The 24,554-nt window shown below is 72.8% G+C and carries 28 protein-coding genes and 1 tRNA gene; 22 read left to right on the plus strand and 7 right to left on the minus strand.

Going from position 1 to position 24,554, the window contains the following annotated elements:
* Positions 1 to 7 precede the first annotated feature (7 nt).
* From ACIGXE_RS09795 to ACIGXE_RS09810, 4 genes are all read left to right on the plus strand, one after another.
* Positions 8 to 1,069 (plus strand): aldo/keto reductase, encoded by a 1,062-nt coding sequence (locus ACIGXE_RS09795; RefSeq protein WP_399745323.1) that lies wholly within the window; start codon positions 8 to 10, stop codon positions 1,067 to 1,069.
* 126 nt (positions 1,070 to 1,195) lie between these two features.
* The gene (locus tag ACIGXE_RS09800; RefSeq protein ID WP_399745325.1) at positions 1,196 to 2,392 is read left to right on the plus strand and encodes a winged helix DNA-binding domain-containing protein; all 1,197 of its coding nucleotides are present in this window, start codon (positions 1,196 to 1,198) and stop codon (positions 2,390 to 2,392) included.
* A 174-nt stretch (positions 2,393 to 2,566) separates the two neighbouring features.
* A complete protein-coding gene (locus ACIGXE_RS09805) occupies positions 2,567 to 3,001 on the plus strand; it encodes a YciI family protein (RefSeq protein ID WP_399745327.1) in 435 nt (144 codons plus the stop codon).
* An 83-nt stretch (positions 3,002 to 3,084) separates the two neighbouring features.
* Positions 3,085 to 3,372: a metal-sensitive transcriptional regulator gene (locus tag ACIGXE_RS09810; RefSeq protein WP_399745329.1), complete on the plus strand. Its 288-nt coding sequence runs from the start codon at positions 3,085 to 3,087 to the stop codon at positions 3,370 to 3,372.
* A 172-nt stretch (positions 3,373 to 3,544) separates the two neighbouring features.
* Here ACIGXE_RS09810 and wrbA read toward each other — a convergent pair whose 3' ends face one another.
* Positions 3,545 to 4,156 (minus strand): NAD(P)H:quinone oxidoreductase, encoded by a 612-nt coding sequence (wrbA, locus tag ACIGXE_RS09815; RefSeq protein WP_399745331.1) that lies wholly within the window; start codon positions 4,154 to 4,156, stop codon positions 3,545 to 3,547.
* A 158-nt stretch (positions 4,157 to 4,314) separates the two neighbouring features.
* Here wrbA and ACIGXE_RS09820 point away from each other — a divergent pair, with 158 nt between their 5' ends.
* The 7 genes from ACIGXE_RS09820 (at position 4,315) to ACIGXE_RS09850 (ending at position 9,681) form a co-directional block, all read left to right on the plus strand.
* Positions 4,315 to 4,974 (plus strand): TetR/AcrR family transcriptional regulator, encoded by a 660-nt coding sequence (locus ACIGXE_RS09820; protein ID WP_399745333.1) that lies wholly within the window; start codon positions 4,315 to 4,317, stop codon positions 4,972 to 4,974.
* A gap of 98 nt (positions 4,975 to 5,072) precedes the next feature.
* Positions 5,073 to 5,291, plus strand: a complete 219-nt coding sequence (locus tag ACIGXE_RS09825) for a type II toxin-antitoxin system VapB family antitoxin (protein ID WP_399745335.1) — start codon at positions 5,073 to 5,075, stop codon at positions 5,289 to 5,291.
* Complete coding sequence (locus ACIGXE_RS09830) at positions 5,291 to 5,728, plus strand: PIN domain-containing protein (RefSeq protein WP_399745337.1); 438 nt, start codon at positions 5,291 to 5,293, stop codon at positions 5,726 to 5,728. Before ACIGXE_RS09825 ends, ACIGXE_RS09830 begins: the two co-directional genes overlap by 1 nt.
* A 43-nt stretch (positions 5,729 to 5,771) precedes the next feature.
* Positions 5,772 to 6,293, plus strand: coding sequence for an RBBP9/YdeN family alpha/beta hydrolase (locus ACIGXE_RS09835; protein ID WP_399745339.1), 522 nt, complete (start codon positions 5,772 to 5,774; stop codon positions 6,291 to 6,293).
* An 85-nt stretch (positions 6,294 to 6,378) separates the two neighbouring features.
* Positions 6,379 to 7,323, plus strand: a complete 945-nt coding sequence (gene pip, locus ACIGXE_RS09840; RefSeq protein WP_399746323.1) for a prolyl aminopeptidase — start codon at positions 6,379 to 6,381, stop codon at positions 7,321 to 7,323.
* Positions 7,324 to 7,364: 41 nt separating this feature from the next.
* A complete protein-coding gene (locus ACIGXE_RS09845; protein WP_399745341.1) occupies positions 7,365 to 7,961 on the plus strand; it encodes an HhH-GPD-type base excision DNA repair protein in 597 nt (198 codons plus the stop codon).
* 166 nt (positions 7,962 to 8,127) lie between these two features.
* Positions 8,128 to 9,681 (plus strand): M28 family metallopeptidase, encoded by a 1,554-nt coding sequence (locus tag ACIGXE_RS09850; protein WP_399745343.1) that lies wholly within the window; start codon positions 8,128 to 8,130, stop codon positions 9,679 to 9,681.
* Positions 9,682 to 9,701: 20 nt separating this feature from the next.
* Here ACIGXE_RS09850 and ACIGXE_RS09855 read toward each other — a convergent pair whose 3' ends face one another.
* Entirely contained in the window at positions 9,702 to 11,297 is a 1,596-nt protein-coding gene (locus ACIGXE_RS09855; protein ID WP_399745345.1) for a helicase HerA-like domain-containing protein, read from the minus strand.
* Positions 11,298 to 11,392: 95 nt separating this feature from the next.
* On the opposite strand from ACIGXE_RS09855, the gene ACIGXE_RS09860 reads away from it, so the two are divergent.
* Positions 11,393 to 11,689, plus strand: a complete 297-nt coding sequence (locus ACIGXE_RS09860; RefSeq protein ID WP_351648838.1) for a type II toxin-antitoxin system VapB family antitoxin — start codon at positions 11,393 to 11,395, stop codon at positions 11,687 to 11,689.
* Between the two features lie 110 nt (positions 11,690 to 11,799).
* Complete coding sequence (locus ACIGXE_RS09865; protein WP_399745347.1) at positions 11,800 to 12,429, plus strand: LytR C-terminal domain-containing protein; 630 nt, start codon at positions 11,800 to 11,802, stop codon at positions 12,427 to 12,429.
* A 63-nt stretch (positions 12,430 to 12,492) separates the two neighbouring features.
* Here the strand turns inward: ACIGXE_RS09865 and upp are convergent, their stop codons facing one another.
* Complete coding sequence (gene upp, locus ACIGXE_RS09870) at positions 12,493 to 13,128, minus strand: uracil phosphoribosyltransferase (RefSeq protein ID WP_399745349.1); 636 nt, start codon at positions 13,126 to 13,128, stop codon at positions 12,493 to 12,495.
* A gap of 88 nt (positions 13,129 to 13,216) precedes the next feature.
* Between upp and ACIGXE_RS09875 the strand changes: the two genes are divergently transcribed.
* From ACIGXE_RS09875 to ACIGXE_RS09890, 4 genes are all read left to right on the plus strand, one after another.
* Positions 13,217 to 13,417, plus strand: coding sequence for a hypothetical protein (locus tag ACIGXE_RS09875; protein ID WP_399745351.1), 201 nt, complete (start codon positions 13,217 to 13,219; stop codon positions 13,415 to 13,417).
* Between the two features lie 200 nt (positions 13,418 to 13,617).
* On the plus strand, positions 13,618 to 14,154 hold the full coding sequence (locus ACIGXE_RS09880; RefSeq protein ID WP_399745353.1) for a hypothetical protein: 537 nt from the start codon (positions 13,618 to 13,620) through the stop codon (positions 14,152 to 14,154).
* A gap of 68 nt (positions 14,155 to 14,222) precedes the next feature.
* Positions 14,223 to 14,651, plus strand: a complete 429-nt coding sequence (gene tadA, locus ACIGXE_RS09885) for a tRNA adenosine(34) deaminase TadA (protein WP_399746325.1) — start codon at positions 14,223 to 14,225, stop codon at positions 14,649 to 14,651.
* 56 nt (positions 14,652 to 14,707) lie between these two features.
* A tRNA-Ser gene (locus ACIGXE_RS09890) sits at positions 14,708 to 14,792 on the plus strand.
* A gap of 57 nt (positions 14,793 to 14,849) precedes the next feature.
* Here ACIGXE_RS09890 and ACIGXE_RS09895 read toward each other — a convergent pair.
* Positions 14,850 to 18,515, minus strand: coding sequence for a hypothetical protein (locus tag ACIGXE_RS09895; RefSeq protein WP_399745355.1), 3,666 nt, complete (start codon positions 18,513 to 18,515; stop codon positions 14,850 to 14,852).
* Positions 18,516 to 18,923: 408 nt separating this feature from the next.
* On the opposite strand from ACIGXE_RS09895, the gene ACIGXE_RS09900 reads away from it, so the two are divergent.
* The 5 genes from ACIGXE_RS09900 (at position 18,924) to ACIGXE_RS09920 (ending at position 22,514) form a co-directional block, all read left to right on the plus strand.
* Complete coding sequence (locus tag ACIGXE_RS09900) at positions 18,924 to 19,088, plus strand: hypothetical protein (protein ID WP_399745357.1); 165 nt, start codon at positions 18,924 to 18,926, stop codon at positions 19,086 to 19,088.
* Positions 19,089 to 19,099: 11 nt separating this feature from the next.
* Positions 19,100 to 19,399, plus strand: a complete 300-nt coding sequence (locus ACIGXE_RS09905; RefSeq protein WP_399745359.1) for a Dabb family protein — start codon at positions 19,100 to 19,102, stop codon at positions 19,397 to 19,399.
* Between the two features lie 187 nt (positions 19,400 to 19,586).
* Entirely contained in the window at positions 19,587 to 20,432 is an 846-nt protein-coding gene (locus ACIGXE_RS09910) for an RNA polymerase sigma factor SigF (RefSeq protein WP_365344202.1), read from the plus strand.
* Positions 20,433 to 20,668: 236 nt separating this feature from the next.
* On the plus strand, positions 20,669 to 21,658 hold the full coding sequence (locus ACIGXE_RS09915; protein ID WP_399745361.1) for an RNA polymerase sigma factor SigF: 990 nt from the start codon (positions 20,669 to 20,671) through the stop codon (positions 21,656 to 21,658).
* A 100-nt stretch (positions 21,659 to 21,758) separates the two neighbouring features.
* Positions 21,759 to 22,514, plus strand: coding sequence for a hypothetical protein (locus ACIGXE_RS09920; RefSeq protein ID WP_399745363.1), 756 nt, complete (start codon positions 21,759 to 21,761; stop codon positions 22,512 to 22,514).
* On the opposite strand, the gene ACIGXE_RS09925 is transcribed toward ACIGXE_RS09920, so the two are convergent.
* From ACIGXE_RS09925 to ACIGXE_RS09935, 3 genes are all read right to left on the minus strand, one after another.
* Positions 22,495 to 23,451: an alpha/beta fold hydrolase gene (locus ACIGXE_RS09925; RefSeq protein WP_399745365.1), complete on the minus strand. Its 957-nt coding sequence runs from the start codon at positions 23,449 to 23,451 to the stop codon at positions 22,495 to 22,497. The two genes, ACIGXE_RS09920 and ACIGXE_RS09925, sit on opposite strands and share 20 nt — an antisense overlap.
* Positions 23,452 to 24,030 carry a TetR/AcrR family transcriptional regulator gene (locus tag ACIGXE_RS09930; RefSeq protein WP_399745367.1) on the minus strand — a complete coding sequence of 193 codons (579 nt, stop codon included), beginning with the start codon at positions 24,028 to 24,030 and terminating at the stop codon, positions 23,452 to 23,454. It lies immediately after the preceding gene.
* Between the two features lie 69 nt (positions 24,031 to 24,099).
* A complete protein-coding gene (locus ACIGXE_RS09935; RefSeq protein ID WP_399745369.1) occupies positions 24,100 to 24,468 on the minus strand; it encodes a hypothetical protein in 369 nt (122 codons plus the stop codon).
* Between the last annotated feature and the right edge of the window lie 86 nt (positions 24,469 to 24,554).

Below are 24,554 nucleotides of genomic sequence, written 5' to 3' on the forward strand. Positions count from 1 at the left end.
GCGGCGCATGCGCTATCGGGTACTCGGCGGGACCGGGATCGAAGTCAGTACGTACTGCCTCGGCACGATGATGTTCGGGGCGGTCGGCAACCCCGATCACCAGGACTCCGTACGGATCATCCATGCCGCCCTCGACCGGGGCGTCAACTTCGTCGACACCGCCGACATGTACTCGGCGGGCGAGTCCGAGGAGATCGTCGGCAAGGCGCTGCGCGACCCGCGCCGCCGCGAGGAGACCGTCCTCGCCACGAAGGTGTACTTCCCGGTCGGCGGCGAGGGCCCCAACCGGGGCGGCTCGTCCCGGCGTTGGATCACCCGGGCGGTCGAGAACAGCCTCAAGCGGCTGGGCACGGACTGGATCGACCTCTACCAGGTGCACCGGCCCGACCACCGCACCGACATCGAGGAGACCCTCGACGTCCTCGGCGACCTCGTGTCCCAGGGCAAGATCCGGGCCTTCGGCTGCTCCACCTTCCCCGCCGAGCGGATCGTCGAGGCGCACGCCGCCGCCGAGCGGCGCGGGCTGCGCCGCTTCCGCAGCGAGCAGCCCCCGTACTCGCTGCTCGCGCGCGGGGTCGAGACCTCGGTCCTGCCGGTCGCGCAGCGGTACGGGATGGGCGTGCTGACGTGGGCGCCGCTGGCCTCCGGCTTCCTGACCGGCAAGTACCGCAAGGGCCGGCCCGTCGACCTCACCAGCGGGCGGGCCGCGCTCACGCCGCACCGCTTCGACCCCGAGCTGCCCGACACCGCCGCCAAGCTCGACGCCGTGGAGCAGTTCGTCACGCTCGCCGACGAGATCGGCTGCACGCTGCCCGAGCTGGCGATCGCGTTCGTCACCACGCACCCGGCGGTGACGTCCGTGATCCTCGGGCCGCGCACGATGGAGCAGCTGGAGGGGCTCCTGAAGGGCGCCTCGGTGGTCCTGACCGACGAGGTCCTGGACCGCATCGACGCGATCGTGCCGCCCGGCACCGACCTCTACCGCGCGGACGGCGTCTGGCAGCCGGCCGCCCTGACCGATCCGGCCCTGCGGCGCCGGCCGCTGGGGGAGCGGGCGGCGGCGGACTGAGCCCCGCCGCAGCGCGTACGCCGAGACCGGCAGGCGTCAGTGAAGCGGGCGGCGGACTTCCTGACAGGGCGCCGCACTTCCTGTCGTTCTGCGGTCATCCTGGCGATCTGAGGTCATCCTGGCCCCATGAGCGAGAAGAGCACGGGTACGACGAGGACGATCGGCGCGGAGGAGCGCCGGGCCAGGCTCGCGCTGCGGCACCGGCTGGCCGGGGACGCCCGGGCGGCGACGGCGGAGGAGGTCGCCGGTTCGCTGGTGGCGCTGCACGCGACGGACGCGGCGACGGTGTTCCTGGCGGCCGGGGCGCGGCTCGCCGCGGACCGGGACCCGGTGGCGGAGGTCGAGCGGGCCGTGTACGAGGACCGGACGCTGACCCGGATGCACGGGATGCGGCACACGGTCTTCGTCGTGCCGACCACCCTCGCCGCCGCCGTCCACTCCTCGTCCTCGGAGGCGGCCGCTGTGCGCGAACGCGCTGTACTGGTCCGGCAGTTGGCGGCGGGCAGCGACTTCGACGAGGAGTGGCTGGCCGAGACCGAGCGGCAGGTGCTCGCCGAGCTGGCGGCCCGGGGCGAGGCGACGGGGACGGAACTGGGCGCCGCGGTACCTCGGTTGCGGGCGACGTACGTGTACGGGCTCGGCACCAACCAGGAGGGCCCGCAGCCGGTGTCCAGCCGGATCCTGCGGCTCCTCGGCATGGAGGGCCGGATCGCCCGCGGCCGCCCGCAGGGCGGCTGGACGTCCAGCCGCTTCCGCTGGGCGCTGATGCCGCCGCACGCCGAGCTCCCGGCCGCCGAGGCGCAGGCGGAGCTCGTACGGCACTGGCTGGCCGCGTACGGGCCGGCGACGGAGGCCGATCTGAAGTGGTGGACGGGCTGGAAGGTCACGGACGTGCGCCGCGCCCTGGCGGCCCTCGACGCGCGGCGGGTCGCCCTCGACGAGGGCGTCGGGCACGTCCTGCCGGACGACCTCGATCCCGTACCGGCCCCGGCCGAACCCTGGGCGGCGCTGCTGCCCGCCCTGGACCCGACCCCGATGGGCTGGCAGGCCCGCGACTGGTACCTGGACCCGGATCACCGAGCGGCCCTGTTCGACCGCAGCGGCAACATCGGCCCGACGGTCTGGTGGAACGGCCGCGTCGTCGGCGGCTGGGCCCAGCGCCCGGACGGCGAGGTGTCGTGGCGCCTCCTGACGGACGTGGGCGGGGAGGCGCGGGAGGCGGTCCGCGCTGCGGCCGAGCGGCTGGCCGCCTGGGTCGGCGACGTCCGCGTCACCCCCCGCTTCCGTACGCCCCTGGAGCGGGAACTGGCCGCGGGGGCGTGACCGCCGGCGTCCGCCTCGGCGCCGCCTGCGCGGACCGGCCGGAACGGCACCGTTCGTACCCCTGGACGCGCCCGAAGAGGTGACCTCCGGCGAGGTGTCGGGAAACGCGCACCGGCTCCGACGTCTCCTGTGGAAGAACCACCGCACAGCGTGAGGGTCCCGAAGGAGGACGTCATGAAGTACCTGGTGATGGTGCAGGGCGCGCAGGCCGACTACAACGCCATGAACGGCAAGGCCTCGGACCACAGCCCGGCCTGGAGCGAGCAGGACCTCAGGGCGATGTTCGCCTACATGAACGCGATCAACGACGACCTGTCCGAGACCGGGGAGTTCGTCGACGGCCAGGGCCTCGTCGAGCCCGCCAGGACCCGGTTCGTGACCGCCGACAGCGAGGGCCGCCCGGTCGTCACGGACGGCCCGTACGGGGAGACGAAGGAGGTCCTCGCCGGCTACTGGGTCCTCGACTGCGCGAGCCTGGAGCGCGTGACCGAGATCGCCGCCCGCGTCGCCCAGTGCCCGGCCCCGCCCGGATCCCCCGTCTATCCCGTGGTGATCCGCCCGATCGACGAGGCCGGCGGCAGCGACCTGGGCAGCGGCGCGAACGCCTGAACGCCGGCCTGATGTCATCCTTGGTCGTCGAGGGTCCCCGTGACTGTCACCGTCACGGGGAAGCGGATGTTCGAGGAGTGGTCGTGGAACTGGAGCTCGCCGGCGCGGAGCTGAAGGCGGTACTGAACCGGCTGCGCCGGGCGCAGGGACAGATATCCGGGGTCATCCGCATGATCGAGGAGGGCCGCGACTGCGAGGAGGTCGTCACCCAGCTGGCCGCCGCCTCCCGCGCGCTCGACCGGGCCGGGTTCGCGATCATCGCGACCGGGCTGCAGCAGTGTCTCGTCGACATGGAGAACGGGCGCAGGACGGGCGAGGACCCGGAGAAGATGCGGGCCCGCCTGGAGAAGCTCTTCCTGTCGCTGGCGTAAGCCGCGCGAGGCACGGACCCCGCGCCCGGCGGCCCGCGCGCGACGGGCCCGCGTGACGCCCGCCCTCTCGCGGGGCGCCCCGCCCGGTCCCGTGCGCACGCACGCACGAAAAGGCCCCTGAGGACGTATCCCCAGGGGCCTGTCCCCTGTCGTCTTCCGACGCGTTCGCGGGTCAGGCGTCCGCGAGGCCCTTCAGGCGCTTCGCGATCTTCGTCAGGCGCTGGCCCTGGTAGCGGGCCGCGGCGAGGACCTTCTCGTCCGGGGCGCCGTTGGCGCCCGGGTGGGCCGTGCCGTAGGGGTTGCCGCCGGCCGCGTAGACGGACTGGTCCGTGTAGCCGGGGGAGACGATGACCGAGCCCCAGTGGTGGAAGGTGTTGTAGAGGGCGAGCAGCGTGGACTCGTTGCCGCCGTGCACGTTGTACGCGCTGGTGAAGGCGGTGGCCGGCTTGTCGGCCATGACGCCCTGGTTCCACAGGCCGCCGGAGGTGTCGACGAACTGCTTCAGCTGGGCGGCGATGTTGCCGAAGCGGGTCGGCGAGCCGAGCGCGTACGCGTCGGCCCACTCCAGGTCGTCGAGGGCGGCGATCTCGACGTCACCCGCGGTGGTGTCGACGTGGGCGCGCCAGGCCGGGTTGGCGTCGATGGCGGTGTCGGGGGCGAGCTCGGCCACCCGGCGCAGCCGGACCTCGGCGCCGGCCTTCTCGGCGCCCTCGGCGACGGCCTGGGCGAGCTGGTGGACGTTACCCGTGGCCGAGTAGTAGATGACGGCGACCTTGACGGACATGGCGTGCCCTCCTGAAAACCGGATTACTTTCCGCTTCAACATGGAAAGGGTAAGCGGACAGCTATCCGGTTCGCAAGGGGGGCAGGTATGCTCGGGTCAGAGACGGACCGACCAGACGGACCGCGAGGGGGAAGCGAGCGAAAGGCAGGCGGCAGGAGATGAGCACGAGGAAGCCGGGCACCGGCGCCGGACCCGCGGACGCGCCCGCGCCGAAGCCCCTGCTCAGCCTGCTCCCGACGGTCGGCGGCCCCGCCCCCGAGCGCGCCGACGCGGCCCGCAACCGGCGCAAGATCCTCGACGCCGCCGCCCGGATCGTCGCCGAGCAGGGCCCCGAGTGCGTCACCATGAACCAGGTCGCGCACGCGAGCGGCATCGGCGTGGGCACGGTCTACCGCCGCTTCGGCGACGTCTCCCAGCTGCTGTGGGCGCTGCTCGACGACCGCGAGCGCCAGTTCCAGGAGGCGTACATGAGCGGCCCGCCGCCGCTCGGCCCCGGCGCGCCCGCCGCGCAGCGGCTCGACGCCTTCCTCGACGCGCTCGTCGACCGCGTGGTCGAGCAGCGCGAGATCCTGCTCGCGGCCCAGACCGCCGCCCCCACCGCGCGCTACACCAGCGGCGCCTACCTCGCGATGCACGCCCACCTGACGCTCCTGGTCACCCAGGCCCGCCCGGGCGCCAACGCACCCCTCCTCGCCCACCTCCTCCTCGCCCCGTTCTCCCCGAGCCTGATGCACCACCTGTCCCAGGAACAGCACCTCTCGGCCGACGAACTGAAGGCGGGCATACGACAGCTGCTGAGCCTCCAGCAGCCGTCCTAGGGCCCGAGGCGGCTCCCCGCTCGCGCCGGTTACTCTGTGTTGCGCATACATGACATGGGTCACGCTTGTATGGAGCCCATCAGCTGGAGGAGGCCGCGATGACCGCCACGCAGATCGACATAGACGACGAGGCCCTCGCCGAGGCGATGCGACTCTCCGGGGCGCGCACCAAGAAGGAAATGGTGAACCTCGCGCTGCGCGAGTACACCGAGCGGCACCGGCGCACGGAGGCTCGGCTTCGCTACCTCGAACTGGCCAAGGGCTGGGACGACACGGGCTTCTGGCGGGAGCATGCCGCCGAAAAGGGCGAAGGGTGATGTTGCGCTACCTGGTGGACTCCACCGCCGTGTGGCGACTCCAGCGCGACCCCGCCTTGAGCGCGGCCAGGGCGGCCGAGGTCCACGCGGGCACGATCGGCTCCTGCCACCCCCAACGAACCGAGTTCCGCAGGTCCGCGCGAAATCTCGACGAGTACGACCAGATGACCGACATGTTCGGGGACCTCTATCCCGACGCCCCCGTGCCGAAGAACGCCTGGCGGTGGATCGAGACCGCGCAGTACCGCCTCGCCCGGCGCGGCCGGCACCAGAGCCTCTCCGTCGCCGACTGGCTCATCTGCGCGACCGCGGTCCACCACGGCCTGATCGTCCTGCACGACGACAAGGACTTCGCCGCGGCCGCCGACGTGCTGCCGGATCTTTCGGAGCACCACGTTCACCACGTGCCCAAGTCCCCACCCTCGTCCACCCCCTGAAACACCCTGGACCCCCCGCCCTTCCGGTCCCACGATCAGTGCCATGACCACCTACCTGATCCTCCACGGCTTCCAGAACCACCGTCCCGTCGGCCACTGGCAGCACTGGCTCGCCGGTGAGCTGCGCGGGCGGGGGCACGACGTGCGGTATCCGCAGTTGCCGGAGCCGGACGCCCCCGTGCTCGGGGACTGGCTGGACGCGCTGGAGAAGCACGGCGAGCGGCCCGGGGACGGTGCCGAGTTCGTCGTACTCGCGCACAGTCTCGGCGTGCTGCTGTGGCTGCGGGCGGCGGCCGCCGGCCGGGAGCCCGTGGCGGACCGGGTGCTGCTCGTCGCACCGCCGTCGCCGCCGGTGACCGCGTCGATCCCGGAGATCGCGGGGTTCGCGGACGGGCTCGACCTCGCCGCCGTACGGCTCCAGGCGCCCGCGCGGCTCGTCCACGGGGACGGCGACCCGTACTGCCCCGAGGGCGCCGACGTGCACTACGGCCTTCCGCTCGGCCTCGACACGGACCGGGTCCCGGGCGGCGGGCACCTGAATCCCGACCACGGGTACGGGGCCTGACCCTCGGTCCTGGAGTGGTGCGAAAACCCCGCGACACGCCTGCGCGGCCGCGGGTAGCGTCGGGCGGATGCCGATCGACGCGTCCATGCCGCAGCTCTTTCCCGACCTCGCCCCCTACGACGAGGGGTTGCTCGACGTCGGCGACGGAAACCAGGTGTACTGGTCCGTCGCCGGCAACCCCGAAGGGAAGCCCGCGCTCGTCGTGCACGGCGGGCCGGGGTCCGGATCCTCCCCCGGGGCGAGGCGGCTCTTCGACCCGGCGCGCTATCTGATCGTCCAGTTCGACCAGCGCGGCTGCGGGCGTTCCACCCCGCACGCGAGCGACCCGGCCGCCGATCTGTCCGTCAACACCACCGCCCACCTCGTCGCCGACATGGAGCGGCTGCGCGGGCACCTCGGGATCGACCACTGGCTCCTGTACGGCGGGTCCTGGGGCTCCACGCTGATCCTGGCCTACGCCGAGGCGCACCCCGAGCGGGTGACCGAGATCGTGATCCCCGCCGTGACGACCACCCGCCGCTCCGAGACGGCCTGGCTGTACGAGGGCGTCGGCCGCTTCTTCCCCGAGGCCCACGAGCGCTTCCGGGCGGGGGTCGACGACGCCGAGGACCTGCTCGGCGCCTACGCCGCCCGCATGAACCACCCCGACCCCGCCGTACGGCACAAGGCCGCCGCCGACTGGTGCGCCTGGGAGGACGCCGTCCTGTCCGGAGAGGGCCAGGGCACCCCGTACAGCGACCGGGTCGACACCGCCCGGCTCGCCACCGTACGGATCTGCTCGCACTACTTCTCGCAGGGGGCCTTCCTGGAGGAGGGCGCCCTGATCAGGGACGCGCACCGGCTCGCCGGCATCCCCGGCGTCCTGGTCCACGGCAGGTTCGACATGGGCGGGCCCCTCACCACCGCCTGGGAGCTCACCCGCGCCTGGCCGGACGCCGAGTTGCACGTGGTGGAGGACGCCGGGCATCTGGGCGGCGACGAGACCCGCCGTCTCGTCCTGGAGGCTCTCGAACGCTTCGCGAAAGGGTGAGCCGCCGGGCGTGAGCGTGCGCCCGGCGGGATGATCGAGACATGAGCCCCGCGATCCACCTCGCCCAGCAGCCGGAGGCCGACGAGCTCCTCGGCCGTTCCCCGCTCGCCGCCCTGGTCGGCATGCTGCTCGACCAGCAGGTGCCGATGGAGTGGGCGTTCTCCGGCCCCTACACCATCGCGACCCGCATGGGCCGCGACGACCTCGACGCCGCCGAGATCGCCGCCCAGGACCCGGAGGCGTTCGCCGCCCTGCTCTCCGAGAAGCCGGCCGTGCACCGCTATCCGGGCTCCATGGCCAAGCGCGTCCAGCAGCTGTGCCGCTTCCTCGTCGACGAGTACGGGGGCGACGCCGAGGCCGTCTGGCGGGACGCGGCCACCGGCAAGGAGCTCCGCGACCGCCTGGAGGCACTGCCGGGTTTCGGCAAGCAGAAGGCGCAGATCTTCCTCGCCCTGCTCGGCAAGCAGTACGGCGTACGGCCCAAGGGCTGGGAGGAGGCGGCCGGCGCGTACGGCGAGAAGAACTGCTACCGCTCGGCCGCCGACATCACCGGGCCCGAGTCCCTGGCGAAGGTGCGCGCGCACAAGCAGGAGATGAAGGCGGCAGCAAAGGCCGGCAAGGCCGGCAAGGACGTCTAGGGCCTGCAGGCCGCATCGGGGGCCAAAACGGCTCGCACCGAGGGGAATTGCTAATTCCTTTTGTCAATCCTGTTCGACCTGACAGGAATTGTGGGAGATGTGTTCACAGAATCCCCTGACGATCGCTAACTTCCCCTCAACCACGTACGAACCGGGAAGGACTTCTGTGAACGCATCGCAGCGCAGAGCCGCCGCCGTTCTGGCCGCCGCAGCACTCGCCACCCCGCTGGTGCTCGCCGCGCCCGCCACCGCCACCCCCGACCCCGGGGCGGCGCCGGCCCGCGACGCCGCCAGGCTGTCCAGGAAGCTGGTCCGCGAGACGACCGCGCAGGACGCCTTCAAGCACCTGCAGAAGCTCCAGGCGATAGCCGACTCGGCCGGCGGCAACCGCGCCGCCGGCACCCTCGGCCACGACGCCTCGGCCGCGTACGTGTACACGCAGCTGAAGAAGGCCGGCTACGCGGTCACGTACCAGAAGTTCGACTTCATGTACACGGAGACGCTCGCCGAGAAGGCCTCCGTCCTCTCGCCCACCGCGCGCGACCTGGTGATCAAGGCGATGACGTACACCAAGTCGACCCCGGTCGGCGGCATCAAGGCCGGCCTGGCCGCCGCCCCGGTCGACGCCGACGGCAGCAACGGCTGCGAGCCGGGCGACTTCGCCGCCGGCGCCTTCACCGGGAAGATCGCCCTGATCAAGCGGGGTGGCTGCACCTTCGCCGCCAAGCAGGAGAACGCCGCCGCGGCCGGCGCCGTCGGCGCGATCATCTACAACAACACCGAGGGCGCCCTCTCCGGCACCCTCGGCGACGTGGCCGCCGCGAAGATCCCGACCGGTGGCGTCACCAAGGCGGAGGGCGAGAAGCTCGCCGCCGAGCTCGCCGCCGGCCCGGTGAACCTCTCCTTCGAGATCCGGCAGCTCCAGGAGAAGCGGTCCACCAACAACGTCATCGCGGAGACCAAGGGCGGCAACGCCGCCAACACCGTGATGCTCGGCTCCCACCTCGACTCCGTCACCGCCGGCCCCGGCATCAACGACAACGGCTCCGGCTCCGCCGGTCTCCTCCAGACCGCCCTGGAGCTCGCCCGGTCGAAGGACAAGGTCCGCAACAAGATCCGCTTCGCCTGGTGGTCCGCCGAGGAGAACGGCCTGCTCGGCTCCGAGCACTACGTGGCCAACATGAGCTCCCTCGACAAGAAGGAGATCAAGCTCTACCTGAACTTCGACATGATCGCCTCGCCGAACTACGGACTCTTCGTCTACGACGGCGACAACTCCGACGGCGTCGGCGCGGGCGCCGGCCCCGAGGGCTCCGCCCAGCTGGAGCGCGACATCACCGACTTCATGGACAGGAGCGGAGCCCCGCACGAGGGCACCGACTTCACCGGCCGCTCCGACTACGGCCCGTTCATCGAGGTCGGCATCCCCTCCGGCGGCACCTTCACCGGCGCCGAGGGCATCAAGACCGAAGGCCAGGCGAAGAAGTTCGGCGGCCAGGCGGGCGTCGCGTACGACGTGAACTACCACGCCAAGGGCGACGACATCACCAACATCGACATGGCGGCCTTCGACGTCAACATCGACGTCATCGCCAACGCCGTGGGCACCTACGCCCACGACATCAGCTCGCTCAAGCGGCCGGTCCCCTTCGTCCCGACCACCGGTGACGCGGGCAGCGGCGGCGGTCTGCACGCCGACCACGACGAGGTCACCCAGTAGTCGACGGGGTCACCCACCCGTCACCGTCTCCGGCGCGCGGTCCCGAAGACCGACCGGCTGATCTCCCGGCCCAGCTGGGTGCCGATCGACCGCGCGAGGGACTTGAACAGGCCGCTCCCGACGACCTGTTCGGCGAGCGAGGGCTCCTCCTCCGGCTGCCGCCGAGGAGCCCTCGCCGCCTCCTTGTCCGCCTTCGCCGCCGCCTTCTCCGCCGCGGCCTCCTCGGCCGCGCGCAGCGCCTCCGCCTCCGCCGCCCGCTGCTCGGCCGTCAGCTTCTCGTAGGCCGACTCCCGGTCCACCGCCTCCGCGTACCGCCCGTACAGCGGCGAGCCCTGCACCGCCGCCGCCAGGTCCGGCTCCGGCAGCGGGCCCATCAGCGACGCCGGCGCCCGCAGCCGGGTCGCCGCCACCGGGGTCGGCGCGCCCCTCTCGCTCAGTACGGTGACGACCGCCTCGCCCGTGCCGAGGCCGGTCAGCACCTCCTCCAGGTCGTACGCCGAGTTCGGGAAGGTCCGCACGGTCGCCTTCAGCGCCTTCGCGTCGTCCGGCGTGAAGGCGCGCAGCGCGTGCTGGACCCGGTTGCCGAGCTGGGCGAGCACGTCCCCGGGCACGTCCTTCGGAGTCTGCGTCACGAAGAACACCCCGACGCCCTTGGAGCGGATCAGCCGCACCGTCTGCGTGATCGACTCCAGGAACGCCTTCGACGCCCCGTTGAAGAGCAGGTGCGCCTCGTCGAAGAAGAAGACCAGCTTCGGCTTGTCGAGGTCGCCGACCTCGGGCAGGTCCCCGTACAGGTCCGCGAGCAGCCACATCAGGAAGGTCGAGAACAGCTGCGGCTTGTCCTGCACGGCCGGCAGCTCCAGTACGGAGACCAGGCCGCGCCCGTCGGGCGCCGTGCGCAGGAACGCGCCCGTGTCGAACTCGGGCTCCCCGAAGAAGCCGCCCGCGCCCTCCTGCTCGAAGGCCGTGATGGCCCGCAGGATCACCCCCGCCGTCACCGTCGACAGCCCGCCGATCCCCTTCAGCTCGGCCTTGCCCGGCTCCGAGACGAGGAACGCGACCACCGCCCGCAGGTCCTTCAGGTCGACCAGCTCCAGGCCCTTGCTGTCGGCGTAGTGGAAGATCAGGCCGAGCGACTGCTCCTGGGTCCGGTTGAGCTGGAGCACCTTCGACAGGAGCACCGGCCCGAAGCTGGTCACCGTGGCCCGTACCGGGATGCCGGGGCCGGTGCCGCCGAGCCCGTAGAACTCGCAGGGGAAGCCCGTCGCCGTCCACTCCTGGCCGACCTGCGCGGCCCGCTCCCGCACCTTCTCGCCGTCCTGGCCGGGCGCCGAGATGCCGGAGACGTCGCCCTTGATGTCGGCGAGGAAGACGGGCACCCCGTGGGCGGAGAGCTGCTCGGCGATCAGCTGGAGGGTCTTGGTCTTGCCGGTGCCGGTCGCCCCGGCGACCAGTCCGTGCCTGTTGAGCATGGGCAGCGGGATGCGGATCCGCGCGTCCGGGTGACACTCGCCGTCCCAGAGCAGGGCCCCCAGATCGAGTGCCGCTCCGTCGAAGGCGTACCCGGCGGCGATCGGCGCCCACGGTTCGGAGGACGGCTGCTCGCTCCCGCTCATGACGGACTCCTGTCCAGGTTGCGCATGATTTTTCCCAGCTTCGCACCGGGTCCGCCTGGCTGCGCCGGGCACCGCTCGCCCGGTAGGCTTTCCGTGTGATCTTCAAGCGCATCGGAAACGGCCGGCCGTATCCCGACCACGGCCGGGAAAGCACCCGGCAGTGGGCGGACGTGGCACCGCGCCCGGTCCGCCTCGATCAGCTGGTGACCACCAAGGGCCAGCTGGACCTGGAGACGCTGCTCGCCGAGGACTCGACGTTCTACGGCGACCTCTTCGCGCACGTCGTGAAGTGGCACGGCGATCTCTATCTGGAGGACGGGCTGCACCGCGCGGTCCGCGCCGCGCTCCAGCAGCGCCAAGTGCTGCACGCGCGCGTCCTCGAACTGGACTGACCCGCCGGAGCCTCCCCGACTGATCCTTTCGGGGCCACTTCGCGCCCATCCGGACGCGATCACATGATCATCCAGTAGGCATCCCCGGCGGGCCGCATTACGCTGCGTTCATGAGCATGCTCACTCCCCCCGGAATGGGCGGAAAGTACCGCATCACGGGGGATGTCTACCCGCGCATGCGCCGCCCCCAGCGCCGGCGCAGGATCGTCCTCGGGGCCGCGGCCGCCGTGCTCGTGCTCGGCGCGGCCGGCTGGGGGACGCTGCAGCTCGTCGACGTCTTCTCCGGCGACGGAAAGACGAAGACGACCGCCGGCAAACAGGCCGACTGCAAGCCGGCCCCCAAGCCGAGCGCGCTGCCCGCGGCCGCGGCGCTTCCCAAGCCCGCCCAGATCACGGTCAACGTCTACAACGCGACCCCGCGCAGCGGTCTCGCGAAGACGACCGCGGACGAGCTGAAGAAGCGCGGCTTCCTCATCGGCAAGGTCGGCAACGCGCCCGCCGCGTACGACAAGAAGGTCACCGGCACCGGACTGCTGCTCGGCGCCCCCGGGGCCACCAAGGGCATGTTCTCCGTCGTCGGCACCCAGCTGAAGGGCGCGACGACGAAGGTCGACGCCCGCACCACGGCGGACATCGACCTGATCATCGGTACGGCCTTCAAGACGCTCGACCCGAAGGCCGCGGCGGACGCGGCGCTGGTCGCGCTCAACAAGCCGAAGCCGGTACCGGCCCGCTGCTGAGGGCTCGATACCGGCTTCGGTGGAAGTGCTGAGGGCTTGAGGGCCGGAGGGCCTGCGGGCCTGCTACTCGGCGGCGCCGTACATGCGGTCGCCCGCGTCGCCGAGGCCCGGCACGATGTAGCCGCTCTCGTTGAGACGCTCGTCGACCGAGGCCGTCACGACCGTCACGGGCGTGCCCGCCAGCTCGCGCTCCATGATCTCGACGCCCTCCGGGGCGGCGAGCAGCACGACCGCGGTCACGTCGTCCGCGCCGCGCTTGATCAGCTCCTGGATCGCCGCCACGAGCGTGCCGCCGGTCGCGAGCATCGGGTCCAGGACGTACACCTGGCGCCCGGACAGGTCCTCCGGCATCCGCGTGGCGTAGGTGGACGCCTCCAGCGTCTCCTCGTTGCGGATCATGCCGAGGAAGCCGACCTCGGCCGTCGGCAGCAGCCGCACCATGCCGTCCAACATGCCGAGACCGGCGCGCAGGATCGGCACCACCAGCGGACGCGGGTGCGACAGCTTCACGCCGGTCGTCGGCGTCACCGGGGTCTCGATGTCGACCTGCTCGGTCCGCACGTCCCTGGTCGCCTCGTAGGCGAGCAGGGTGACCAGCTCGTCGGCCAGCCGGCGGAAGGTCGGGGAGTCCGTGCGCTTGTCGCGCAGCGTGGTGAGCTTGTGGGCGACCAGCGGGTGATCGACGACGTGGAGACGCATGCCCCAACAGTAGCCGGGACTGGCGTCAACCCACGCCAGCGAGGGAAGGTGGGGGCACAGGGAACCCAGTCGTGGGGTGGTGTGGCCTATGCCCGACCTGTCGAACAAGCACGGCGGTGAGGCTCCGGAGGAGCCCCGCCCGGAGACCGACGCCGAGCGCCGCAGGCGCCGCGCCCAGTTCCTCCGCGAACTGAACGAGGCCAAGGCGTTGCGTGACCGCGTCCAGCCCCGGCGCGCCCGGGCCGCCCGGATGCGGCAGGCGATGCGCATGCGGACCTTCCGGTGGTGACCGCCGCGGCGGCGGGGCCGTGCGCCCCCTCTGTGCGCCGGGGTCGCACGCCCGCCCGATCGCGGTGTCGTTCAGACTGATGCACGACGCAAGAGCCGAAGACCTCTCCTGAGGGCGAGGTTTCTGTCACGATGCCGATTGGGCGGGGCATCAGGAGCGCGCCGCCGGATCATCACACCTCTGATCAGTGGGAGAGTCAGGTGTACTTCGCCGCACTGCTCGCGCGCACCGAAGACGGGTGGGAAGCGAGCGATACAGAGCTCGACAACGTGGAGACGCTGGCGGACCTGGCCGATCTGGCCCGCGAGTCCGCAGCCGACGACGGAGAAACGGTGATCGTCTTCATCGAGCAGGAGGACGCGTGGTTCGGCATCGTCCGCGTCGACGGCGAGGACGACCCCCGGGTCTTCGTCTCGAACGCGACGGCGGCGGCCCGTTCCTCGTACGGGGAGATCCTCACCTCGGAGATCCTCGGCGACGACGACGACATGGACAGCGCGCTCGACGAACTGGTGGACCTGGACGGCACCGAGGACGGTGAGCCGGAGGCGGACGCCGACGTCGACGTGGCGGACTCGGACGGCAAGGTCCTCCCGGCGGGACCGCTCGGCGACGGGCGGATCCTGGCGGACCTGGGGGTGAGCGAGCGGGAACTGCTCGCCCTCGAGTCCGGCGACGCCCTCGGGGAGATCGCGGAGGCGATCGGCGCGGGAGAGATCCTGGAGGCCGTGCGCTAGTGCCGCCGCTCGCCACACCCGGCCCGGTCGCGGGCGCCGATCCCGTACGGGACCCCTGGCGGGAACCGATGCGGCGCGCCCTCGCCGAGGCCGACCTGGCCGCGCTGGCCGGTGACGTACCGGTCGGCGCGGTCGTGCTCTCGCCCGAGGGCGCGGTCCTCGCCACCGGACACAACGAACGCGAGGCCGTCGGCGACCCGACCGCCCACGCCGAGATCCTGGCCCTGCGCCGGGCCGCGGCGGCCACCGGCGAATGGCGGCTCACCGGGTGCACGCTCGTCGTGACCCTGGAGCCGTGCGTGATGTGCGCGGGGGCGCTCGTCCAGGCGCGGGTCGAACGGGTGGTGTTCGGCGCGTGGGACGAGAAGGCGGGCGCGACGGGCTCCCTCTGGGACCTGGTCCGCGACCGCCGCCTCAACCACCGCCCCGAGGTGATCCAGGGCGTCCTGGAGCCGGCGTGCTCCGCCCAGCTGACCAGCTTCTTCCGGGACCGCTGACCTGCGACGCGATACGGATTTCAGTCCACGGGCACCTTTGGGCTAAGCTCTCTCTCGGTAGCGTGTCCGAGCGGCCGAAGGAGCTCGCCTCGAAAGCGAGTGTGGCGCAAGTCACCGAGGGTTCAAATCCCTCCGCTACCGCTGGAGAACCTCCCCGATCCGTGGAAACGCGGGCCGGGGAGGTTTTTTCATGCCCCCTCAGCCCTGGTCCCCGCAGGGCGGGTCGTAGGGCAACCCCGGGACGTACTGGGCCCATTGGGCAGGCGTGAGGACGTTGCCGGTGGCCCGGCAGATCCAACGGGCGACGGAGTCGGGGTCGGTGGACCAGAGGCGGACGGGCTGGGCTTCGGCTGCGGCGGCGAGGGTGCGGCCGTCGGGGGCGAAGGCGAGGGCGGTGATCCGGCCCGTGCCGGCCGAGAGCGGCCGGCTGAGGGCGTTGGCGCTCGTGGGGTCGGTGAAGCGGACGGTGCCGTCCGCGTCCCCCACGGCCAGCACATCGCCGCGCGGGCCGAACGCCAGGGACTCCACGTCGCTGCCCCCGGTCACCGCGCCCCGGGCGGCCGGGCGAGCCGGGTCGGCGAGATCCCACGTGGTGAGCCTGGCACGATCCGCCTTGGCGAGCGAGCGCCCGTCCGGGGCGAGCGCCAGGACCTGCGGGGCCAGCATGTCCGGGATCGTCCCGGTCACCCGCGTCACCGGCGACGGCCCCTGGCCCACCCACAGCGAGAAGTCCCCGTTGCCATGGCCGACGACGACGCGCCCCTCGGAGCTGACGGCCAGTGAGCCGACCCCGTCGTCCGGCGTGTTCAGGGCCCGGTCGGCCGCCGCGGCCCCTTCCGGACCGGCCAGGCCCCACACCTCCACCCCGTGCGGTCGCTCCACGACGGCGGTGCGCCCGTCCGGGCTGAGTGCCGCCGGCTCCCCCACCGGGTCCAGTGCGCGTCCGTCGAGCCGCCGGGGGCGGGCCGGGTCGCCGATGTCCCAGCGGCCGACCCGGAGCCGGGCATCCCGCGAGGCCACGGTCAGCGTGCGCCCGTCCGGCCCGAAGGCCAGGCCGGTCACTTCCTCCGTACCGGCGGACAGGGTCCCGACGACCCGCGGGCGGGCCGGGTCGACGAGGCTCCACAGCCGGACCGTGCCGTCCCGCCCGCCGGCGGCGAGTCGCCTCCCGTCCGGGGCGAAGGCGAGCGCACGGGTGTCGTCCGCGGCGGCGGGAAGGGCGACGTCCGGCAGGTGCCACACCATGACCGGGCCGGTTCCGGTGCCACCGGCCAGGGTGCGCCCGTCCGGGGCGAAGGCCAGCCCCCGGACCTCGGCCTGGGGCGTGGGGAGAGCCGGCCGCGCCTTGGGTGCGGCCGGGTCGGTGACGTTCCACAGGCGTACGGTCCTGGCGCTGTCGGCGACGGCGAGGGTGCGCCCGTCCGGGCTGAAGGCCAGGGAGGTGGTACCGGAGCCACTCGTCGGCAGGTAGTAGGGCAGACGCTTGGGGCGGGCCGGGTCGGCCAGGTCCCAGAGCCACACGCGCGTGTCGTTGGACAGGGCGAGGAACCGCCCGTCCGGGCGGTACGCCACGCGGTAGTTCTGGTCGCGCGGGTCCGGCGGTTCGAGCTTCGCCGGCGAGCGGTCCGGGTGCGCGAGGTCCCAGATCCGCACGGTGTGGTCGCCGCTCGAGCCCGCGAGGGTGCGGCCGTCCGGACCGAAGGCGTACGGAGCGCCGTTCGAGCCCGTGGGCGCCTCGGGCAGCAGCTCGGGGCGGTTGGGGTCGGCCAGGCTCCATGCCGCCATCCGGCCCCCGGCGCCGCTGCCGACGAGGGTGCGCCCGTCCGGGGCGAAGGCGACCAGGTTGCCCCCGCGGCCCGCGGCGCCGAGGGGCAGGTCGACGGGGACGGGGCGGGCGGGGCGGGTCACGTTCCACAGCGCGGCCGTCGTGCCGTACCGGCTGGCGGCCAGGGTGCGGCCGTCCGGGCTGAAGTCGATCCCGAGTACCACCCCCGAGATCTCGACCGGCTTTCCGAGCTCCTTCGGCCGGGCCGGGTCGCCGACGTCCCACAGCCGGAGCACCCCGCCGGTGTCCACGGCCGCGAGCACGCGGCCGTCCGGGCGGTACGCCGTGTCGGTCACCAGGCGCCGGAAGTCGCCGAGCCGCTGGGGCAGGACCGTGTTGCCGTCCACGAACAGGTTCAGCATCGTGGCCGGCCGTGGCGCGAGCCGGTGCGCCACCAGGTCGAGTCGGGCCGCGAGCGACGGGTCCGCGGCGCGCAGGCCGTCGGCCTGGGCGGTGATCCGGGCTGCGAGGGCCGCGCGCTGTTCCACCGCGGCCGTGTCGCGCTGCCGCAGCGCGAGCACGGCGGTCGTGGCGGCCACGAGCACGAGGGCGACCACGACGGCGACCACCCGGCGCCTGACCCGCACGGAACGTTTCCGCAGGCGTACCGACGCGTCGAGGAAGGCGCGCCGGAGCGGGTCCTCCTCGGTCGGGTCCTCGGCCTCGAGGGCGCGGGCCAGCAGCTTGCCGCGGTAGAGCGCGTCCGGCTCGCGGCCCGTGCCGTGCCAGGCGCGGGCCGCGGTGTCCAGGTCCTGGAGGACGAGGTTGCGGGGGCGGTCGTCGTTGATCCAGTCGTGCAGTCGCGGCCAGGCGCTCAGCAGGGCCTCGTGGGTGAGGGAGACGGTCTCCCGTTCCTGGACGAGGAGGCGCCGCGCGGTGAAGGCGGCGAGGACGCCCTCCGCGGCCGCCCGGTCCGAGGCCCCCGCCAGGAGGTGGTCGCGGCGGACCCGGCGGCGGCTGTCCGCCGTGTCCTCGCCGATCGTGACCATGCCGAGGAAGAGGCGGCGGGCGGTGCGCCGGCCGGCCGGGTCGAGGCGTTCGTAGACCCGCTCCGCGCTGTTGCCGAGGGCGTGCGCGACGCCGCCGGTGCCGGTGTAGCCGGCGACGGTGAGCAGCCGGCCCTGCCGGTTCTGCCAGGTGGCGCGCAGGGCGTGGGCGAGCAGCGGCAGCGCGCCGGGCTCGGCGAAGCCGCGGGTGGCGCCGAAGTCGTGGACCAGGACCTCGACGAGGCCCGGTTCGAGCCGTAACCCGGCCGCGCGGGCCGGGAGGCGGATCGCGTCGAGGAGTTCGTCCCGGGTCATGGGGGGCAGCAAGAGCTGGTTGTTCTGTACGGCGCTCCGCAGCCAGGGCAGTTCCGCGCAGCGGGCGTAGAAGTCGGCGCGCAGCGCGAGGACGACGAGGGCGAGGGGGCCGTCCTGGGCCTCGGGGTCCGCCAGGCGGGCGAGGAGCTCGACGAAGGCCTGGCGTTCGGCGGGGTCGGCGCAGAGGGTGAAGAGCTCCTCGGCCTGGTCGATCACCACGAGGATCCGCTCGCCCGGGCCCGGCGCGAGTTCCGCGAGGCGGCCGGTGAGCTCGCGTACGGGGTGGGCGGTGGGGGTGAGCAGGAGCCTGGGCCAGTGGCGCGAGCCCGGCACGGGGACCCTGCCGCGATCGAGGTCCTGCCAGAGGCCCGCCTGGAGCAGGGAGGTCTTGCCCGCGCCGGAGGGGGCGACGACGACCAGCGGCTTTCGGGCGGTGTGGCATTCGGCGAGCCGTTCGCCCAGTTCGGTGAGGAGCCGGCGCCGGCCGTGGAAGCGCTCGGCCTGGCCGGCGGTGAAGGGGGCGAGGCCGGGGTACGGGCAGTCGTCGGTGACCGGGCCGCCGCTCACGGTGTGGTGGTCGCGGTCGCCGTCGGGGGTCTCGACGTAGAGGTGGAGGTCGCCCTGCTCGGCGACGTACATGTCCCGCCCGGAGGCGTAGGAGCGCGCGGACGGCTCCCCGGCCTCCGCCTCGGATCCGCCGGGCCGGCCGTCGCCGTCGTCGTCCTCCGCCGTGCTCACCACTCGGACCCCCTCCGGGAACGTCCTCCACGTGCGTCACACCCGCGAAGCGTAGCCATGCGCATGCCATGCATGAAGGGGCCGGGGAGAGGGCCTGGACGGGGGGAGCGGCATCGGGGGGACAAGCCGCTCCCCCCGATGAGAACCGGTCCCGCAAGTCCGACGCCGCCGTTCAGGGGGGAAGCCGGCGGCGTGGACCCCGCAGTGAGGGCCGGTTCCACGGGCCCCGCGGATTCCTGCCAGATCCGCCGGGCTCGACATCCATCCTGCTCCTCCGTCACTCTTCCGGGGGGCGGCGAAAGACCCCGATCGCCGGGCCCTTGGTCCATAAGCCCGGGGTGAGGGCGAGGGGCCTCGGCTAGACTCACGCGGCCCAGGGAGGGCACGCGGCCAGGGGAGGGCAGACGAATGGCGCAGGCGAAGAAGGTCGCGCTCTATGCGGTGGTGGTCTTTGTTCTGTACACGATCATCACGTCCCCGGCCCGGGCGGCGGACCTCGTCCAGGTAGGGTTCGAGGGCATATCGAGCGCCGCTCAAGGCGTCGGCCAGTTCATGACCGAGCTCGTCAACTAGGAGTCCCCGCCGTGATCCGCCATCTGGTGCTCTTCAAGCTCAACGACGGCGTGCAGCGCGACGAGCCGCGCGTGGTGGCGGGCGTCGAGGCCTTCCGCGCCCTCGGTTCGCAGATCCCGGAGCTGAAGTACTGGGAGTGCGACTGGAACATCACCGACCGCCCGATCGCCTACGACTTCGCGATCAACTCGGCCGTCGAGGACACCGCCGCCCTCCAGCGCTACCTGGACCACCCGGCGCACCAGGCGGGCGTCGCCCAGTGGCGCGAGTTCGCGACCTGGGTGATCGCCGACTACGAGTTCGAGGGCTGAGCCCCTCTCCCCCTTCTCCCCCCGGGCCCCTCGCCGTCCATCGGCGAGGGGCCCGGATTTTTACCCGCCCAACTTGCCCTCAACACGTGCTTATACGGTGCTTGCACACAGTGGACATGTCTTGTGATGCTATGACCGCTTTTGACGGATGAGTCGACCGAAGTTGACATGAAGGGGTGGCGTGAACGTGCCGGCCAGTGCAGCGCCCCAAGTCCCGCCCCAGAACGAGGCCGGGGCCCCGGACACCCCGCGCCCCCGACCCCAGAGCACCCGCGGCGCCGACACCCGCGCCCTCACCCAGGTGCTCTTCGGGCAGCTCAAGAACCTGGAGCCGGGCAGCCCCGAGCACCACCGCGTGCGCGGGGCCCTGATCGAGGCCAACCTGCCGCTCGTGCGGTACGCCGCCGCCCGCTTCCGCAGCCGCAACGAGCCGATGGAGGACGTCGTCCAGGTCGGCACGATCGGCCTGATCAACGCCATCGACCGCTTCGACCCCGACCGCGGCGTCCAGTTCCCCACCTTCGCCATGCCGACCGTCGTCGGCGAGATCAAGCGCTACTTCCGCGACAACGTCCGCACCGTGCACGTCCCCCGCCGCCTCCACGAGCTGTGGGTGCAGGTCAACGGCGCCACCGAGGACCTGACCACCGCACACGGCCGCTCCCCCACCACCGCCGAGATCGCCGAACGCCTCAAGATCGGCGAGGACGAGGTGCTCGCCTGCATCGAGGCCGGCCGCTCCTACCACGCCACCTCCCTGGAGGCGGCCCAGGAGGGCGACGGACTGCCCGGCCTGCTCGACCGGCTCGGCTACGAGGACCCCGCGCTCGCCGGGGTCGAGCACCGCGATCTCGTCCGCCACCTACTCGTCCAGCTCCCCGAGCGCGAGCAGCGGATCCTGATGCTCCGCTACTACAGCAACTTGACGCAATCTCAGATCAGTCAGGAACTCGGCGTCTCCCAGATGCATGTGTCAAGGCTCCTCGCCCGGAGCTTCGCCCGGTTGAGATCCGCAAATCGGATCGAGGCGTAACCAGAACGGGTAGACCGTTTCAGAGCAGTTTTTCGGCATGCCAAATGCCGCACACCCCTTGTTTCCTGCGGATATTCACCCTCGCCATGTCGACAAGTCACTACAGCGTGTTGCCGACATGTGACATTCTGCAGGAACCGCGTTTGCCGCAGCCCCGCCTCCGGTATTCAGGTGGAGGCTGCGTTCCTCAGATGGTCGTGGCCATCACGACCGTCCGCGACCTCAAAGGGGGTGGCATGTCCGCAGAACAGGGCAGCTCGAAGGTGCTCACGCTCACGCCCATGCCCGCGTCCATGCAGACGCCCGTTCCCGCGCAGACGCCCGTGCCCACGCAGACGACGGCACCGACGGCCGCCGAGGCCACGGCGACGACGACGCTCACCGCCACCGGCGCCACGGCCACCGAGCCCGAGGAGGCGCTCGTCGCCCCGCCGGCCGTCACGTCGGAGGCCCTCGACACCCGCACCCTCTCCCGCTCCCTGTTCCTGCGCCTGCGCGCCCTCGACGAGGAGGGCGCCGCCGCGGACAGCCCGGAGCGGACCTACGTCCGCGACACCCTCATCGAGCTCAACCTCCCCCTCGTGCGCTACGCGGCGGCCCGCTTCCGCTCCCGCAACGAGCCGATGGAGGACATCGTCCAGGTCGGCACGATCGGCCTGATCAAGGCGATCGACCGCTTCGACTGCGAACGGGGCGTGGAGTTCCCGACGTTCGCGATGCCGACCGTCGTCGGTGAGATCAAGCGCTTCTTCCGCGACACCTCGTGGTCGGTGCGCGTGCCGCGCCGCCTCCAGGAGCTCCGCCTCGCCCTCACCAAGGCCAGCGACGAGCTCGCCCAGAAGCTCGACCGCTCGCCGACCGTGCCCGAACTCGCCGCGGTGCTCGGGGTGTCGGAGGAGGACGTGGTCGACGGCCTGGCCGTCGGCAACGCGTACACCGCCTCCTCGCTCGACTCCCCCTCCCCGGAGGACGACGGCGGCGAGGGCTCGCTCGCCGACCGCCTCGGCTACGAGGACGCGGCCCTGGAAGGCGTCGAGTACCGCGAGTCGCTCAAGCCGCTGCTCGCCAAACTCCCGCCCCGCGAGCGGCAGATCATCATGCTCCGCTTCTTCGCGAACATGACCCAGTCGCAGATCGGCGAGGAGGTCGGCATCTCCCAGATGCACGTCTCCCGGCTCCTGACCCGGACGCTGGCGCAGCTGCGCGAGGGCCTGATCGCCGACTGACCCACGGCCCCGGCGGCCGGACCGATCCCCGGCCGCCGCGCGTGGACCGAATTCCCCCGTTTCACTTCCGTGCTGACGGAGCGTCAGTCACACTGCCGCCATGGCGGTCATACGGCGAAGGAAGCGACCCGGACTCGTGGTGGTCGCGCTCTGCCTCGGCGGAGCGCTGACCGCCTGCGGCACGGGCGGCGACGGCGAGGGCTACGCGGCGGTCGGCACCGGCTCCTCGCCGAAGGGCCCGGTCCCGCCGTCCGGAACGGTCACCCTGGTCCCCCTGGACCCGGCCCCCACGACGGACCCGGGCCTCACCTCCAGCACGTCGTCCCCGTCACCGGGACCGTCAGGCGGCACCGGTACGGATACGGGCTCCGGTACGCGGACGGGCACAGCGCCCGGCGGCACGGCCACCGCACCCCCTCCCGTACCCGGCGGCCCCCCGCCCCGTACCCCGGGAAAGCCCACCGCCCCGGGCACGACGCCGGCGAAGCCACCGGCCCCGGCCCCGACGACGGCGCAGCCCGCCCCCGCGCCCTCCACCGCGCCCCCGGCACCCGCCGCGCTCACGCTCTCCGCTCCGGTGCTCACCGACGCCGACCAGCGCTGGTGCGAGAACGTCACCGTGACCTTCCGCAACACCGGTGGCACGGCGGTCCGTTCGGGCACCGTGAGCTTCGCGACCCACGTCATCGGCGCCCTGGGCGTCGACTGGGCGACCGTGCGGTCGAGTCAGCCGCTGCCCGCGCCGATCGCGGCGGGGGCGACCCGGAGCAGCACGTACCGGGTCTGCGTGGACTCCTGGCGGGTGCCGCTCGGGATGCACGTGGACACCCGCGAGGTCACCGCCGCATGGCAGTGAGCAGCAGCTCCGCGAACGCCTCGGGCTGCTCGACACAGCCCAGGTGACCGCCGGGGAACTCGACGATCCCCGCCCCGGTCAGCTCCGCGATCCGCCGGGCCGGCCCGGCCAGGGCCTCCTGCCCGGCCGACTCCCGGCCGATGCCGAGGAGCAGCTTCCCGGCGGCGGCGCGCAGCCCGTCGAGATCGGGCGCGGAGGAGGAGAAGGGGCACAGGACGTGCTCCAGGAAGACGGGCATGTTGGCCGCCATGCGGGAGGCCATGGGCCGGACGGAGGGCGGCAGCTCGCCGTGCCCCCGCTCCGGCTTCCGGCCGTCCGGCGTCTCGGCGAGCCGGGCCGTCGCGGGCCCGAGCCCCCGGGTCCGGTGCAGCTCGCGCACCTCGGCGAAGTGCTCCCGGTACGGGGCGGGGTCGGCGAGCAGCTCCACCAGGGGCGGCTCGTGCGCGACGAGACGCCGCACCCGGTCGGGGCGCGCGGCGAGCAGCGCGAGGGCCACGATGCCGCCGGAGCTGCAGCCGAAGACGTCCGCGGGCTCGTCCGGTGAGACCGCGTCCAGCACGGCGAGGGCGTCCGCGCCCCACTCGGCCACCCGCTGGTCGCCGAGCGGGCCGTCGAGCCGGCTGCGCGAGAGCCCGCGCTGGTCGTACGAGACCACGGTGCGCCCGGCGTCCGCGAGCAGGTCCGCCATCCCCTCGAACAGACCGGCGTCCCCCGCGCCGCCCGGCACGAGCAGCAGGACGGGCCCACTGCCGCGCACCTCGTGGTGGAGGACCGCCCCGGGAACCTTCAGCGTGCCGACGCGGACGGGCGGGCGGCCGGTGGTTGCGGTGGTGCCGGTGGTGCCAGTGGTGGTGCTGGTGGTGGTGCTGGTGGTGCTTCCCGTGGCGTCGGCGGTGCCTGTGGCGTCGGTGGTGTCCGTGGTGCCGGTGACGTCCATCTACTCGTTCCCCCGGTTCGTCCAGTTCGTCAGGGTGTGGTGCAGGGCGTCGAGCGAGCGCGCCCAGGACGCGGCGACGGGCCGCGTGTGGGCGAAGCCGCCGCTCAGCTCGATGTGGATGTAGCCGTGGAAGGTGCTGCGGAGCAGGCGCCCGGCGTCGGTGAGGTCCGGTTCGACCAGGCCGTATCCGCGGAGCATCCCGTAGGTGAGCTCGACGCTCCGCCGGAAGGCGGCGGTGTCGGCGACCTCGTCGAGCTCGATCCGCTGCTGGGTGGCCGCGTAGCGGCCGGGGTGGGCCAGCGCGTAGTCGCGGTAGGCGTCCGCGAAGGCGACGAGCGCGTCCCTGCCGGACCGGCCGGCCACGGCGGCGCCGATGGCCTCGTTCATCTCGCCGGAGGCGAGCAGGGCGAGCCGGACCCGCAGGTCGCGCAGGTTCTTGATGTGCGAGTAGAGACTCGCGTCCTTCACCCCGAAGCGGCGGGCGAGCGCCGACACGGTGACCTTGTCGAGCCCGGCCTCGTCGGCCAGCTCGGCGGCGGCCTGGACGAGACGGTCGACGGTGATACCGGCACGGACCATGCCGGACTCCCTTCCTAGAAGCTCTAGGAAACAAGCTAGCACCCCTAGGAAGCGGGGGGCGCGCCCTTTTCACGGGTGGCTCTCGCCTTGGTGCCTGCGCAGCAGGACGTTCGCGTCGGTCTCCGCGCTCCAGTCGAACCGCGCCCGGGCCGCGGCACGGGCGGCGGCCAGTTCGCCGCACTCCACGCAGTGCGGCACCGGCACGGGCGGCCGGCTCAGCTCGTACGTCACGCTCGCCTGCTCGTTCGCCGCCCTGACCCCGGCGCTCAGCCGCTCGGCCGGCGTCGCGGGACGCACCCGCTCCGGATCCGCCTGCCACTCCCGCCCGCCACCGAGCGGCCGCAGCATCGCGTAGGGCCCGGCCTGCCCCCGGTACTCGCCCACCTTCCGCGCCACCGGGTCGTACAGGTAGGCCCCGCACTCCGTGTGCCCTGCCATTCCTCGTTCCTTCCACGCTCACCCGATCGGGCGATTACTCTCTGTGGTCCCAGCGTTGCTCAATGGGGGAGGCGGCCACAACGCTC

It is taken from the genome of Streptomyces sp. NPDC053431, from assembly GCF_044544925.1.
Lineage (GTDB): Bacteria > Actinomycetota > Actinomycetes > Streptomycetales > Streptomycetaceae > Streptomyces.

Excerpts from the sequence above, each read along its gene's own strand:
- ACIGXE_RS09795 (WP_399745323.1), top strand. The coding sequence starts at position 8 with ATGCGCTATCGGGTACTCGGCGGGACCGGGATCGAAGTCAGTACGTAC.
- ACIGXE_RS09800 (WP_399745325.1), top strand. The coding sequence starts at position 1,196 with ATGAGCGAGAAGAGCACGGGTACGACGAGGACGATCGGCGCGGAGGAG.
- ACIGXE_RS09805 (WP_399745327.1), top strand. The coding sequence starts at position 2,567 with ATGAAGTACCTGGTGATGGTGCAGGGCGCGCAGGCCGACTACAACGCC.
- wrbA (WP_399745331.1), bottom strand. The coding sequence starts at position 4,156 with ATGTCCGTCAAGGTCGCCGTCATCTACTACTCGGCCACGGGTAACGTC.
- ACIGXE_RS09820 (WP_399745333.1), top strand. The coding sequence starts at position 4,315 with ATGAGCACGAGGAAGCCGGGCACCGGCGCCGGACCCGCGGACGCGCCC.
- ACIGXE_RS09825 (WP_399745335.1), top strand. The coding sequence starts at position 5,073 with ATGACCGCCACGCAGATCGACATAGACGACGAGGCCCTCGCCGAGGCG.
- ACIGXE_RS09830 (WP_399745337.1), top strand. The coding sequence starts at position 5,291 with ATGTTGCGCTACCTGGTGGACTCCACCGCCGTGTGGCGACTCCAGCGC.
- ACIGXE_RS09835 (WP_399745339.1), top strand. The coding sequence starts at position 5,772 with ATGACCACCTACCTGATCCTCCACGGCTTCCAGAACCACCGTCCCGTC.
- pip (WP_399746323.1), top strand. The coding sequence starts at position 6,379 with ATGCCGCAGCTCTTTCCCGACCTCGCCCCCTACGACGAGGGGTTGCTC.
- ACIGXE_RS09845 (WP_399745341.1), top strand. The coding sequence starts at position 7,365 with ATGAGCCCCGCGATCCACCTCGCCCAGCAGCCGGAGGCCGACGAGCTC.
- ACIGXE_RS09855 (WP_399745345.1), bottom strand. The coding sequence starts at position 11,297 with ATGAGCGGGAGCGAGCAGCCGTCCTCCGAACCGTGGGCGCCGATCGCC.
- ACIGXE_RS09865 (WP_399745347.1), top strand. The coding sequence starts at position 11,800 with ATGAGCATGCTCACTCCCCCCGGAATGGGCGGAAAGTACCGCATCACG.
- upp (WP_399745349.1), bottom strand. The coding sequence starts at position 13,128 with ATGCGTCTCCACGTCGTCGATCACCCGCTGGTCGCCCACAAGCTCACC.
- ACIGXE_RS09875 (WP_399745351.1), top strand. The coding sequence starts at position 13,217 with ATGCCCGACCTGTCGAACAAGCACGGCGGTGAGGCTCCGGAGGAGCCC.
- tadA (WP_399746325.1), top strand. The coding sequence starts at position 14,223 with ATGCGGCGCGCCCTCGCCGAGGCCGACCTGGCCGCGCTGGCCGGTGAC.
- ACIGXE_RS09900 (WP_399745357.1), top strand. The coding sequence starts at position 18,924 with ATGGCGCAGGCGAAGAAGGTCGCGCTCTATGCGGTGGTGGTCTTTGTT.
- ACIGXE_RS09915 (WP_399745361.1), top strand. The coding sequence starts at position 20,669 with ATGTCCGCAGAACAGGGCAGCTCGAAGGTGCTCACGCTCACGCCCATG.
- ACIGXE_RS09920 (WP_399745363.1), top strand. The coding sequence starts at position 21,759 with ATGGCGGTCATACGGCGAAGGAAGCGACCCGGACTCGTGGTGGTCGCG.
- ACIGXE_RS09925 (WP_399745365.1), bottom strand. The coding sequence starts at position 23,451 with ATGGACGTCACCGGCACCACGGACACCACCGACGCCACAGGCACCGCC.
- ACIGXE_RS09930 (WP_399745367.1), bottom strand. The coding sequence starts at position 24,030 with ATGGTCCGTGCCGGTATCACCGTCGACCGTCTCGTCCAGGCCGCCGCC.
- ACIGXE_RS09935 (WP_399745369.1), bottom strand. The coding sequence starts at position 24,468 with ATGGCAGGGCACACGGAGTGCGGGGCCTACCTGTACGACCCGGTGGCG.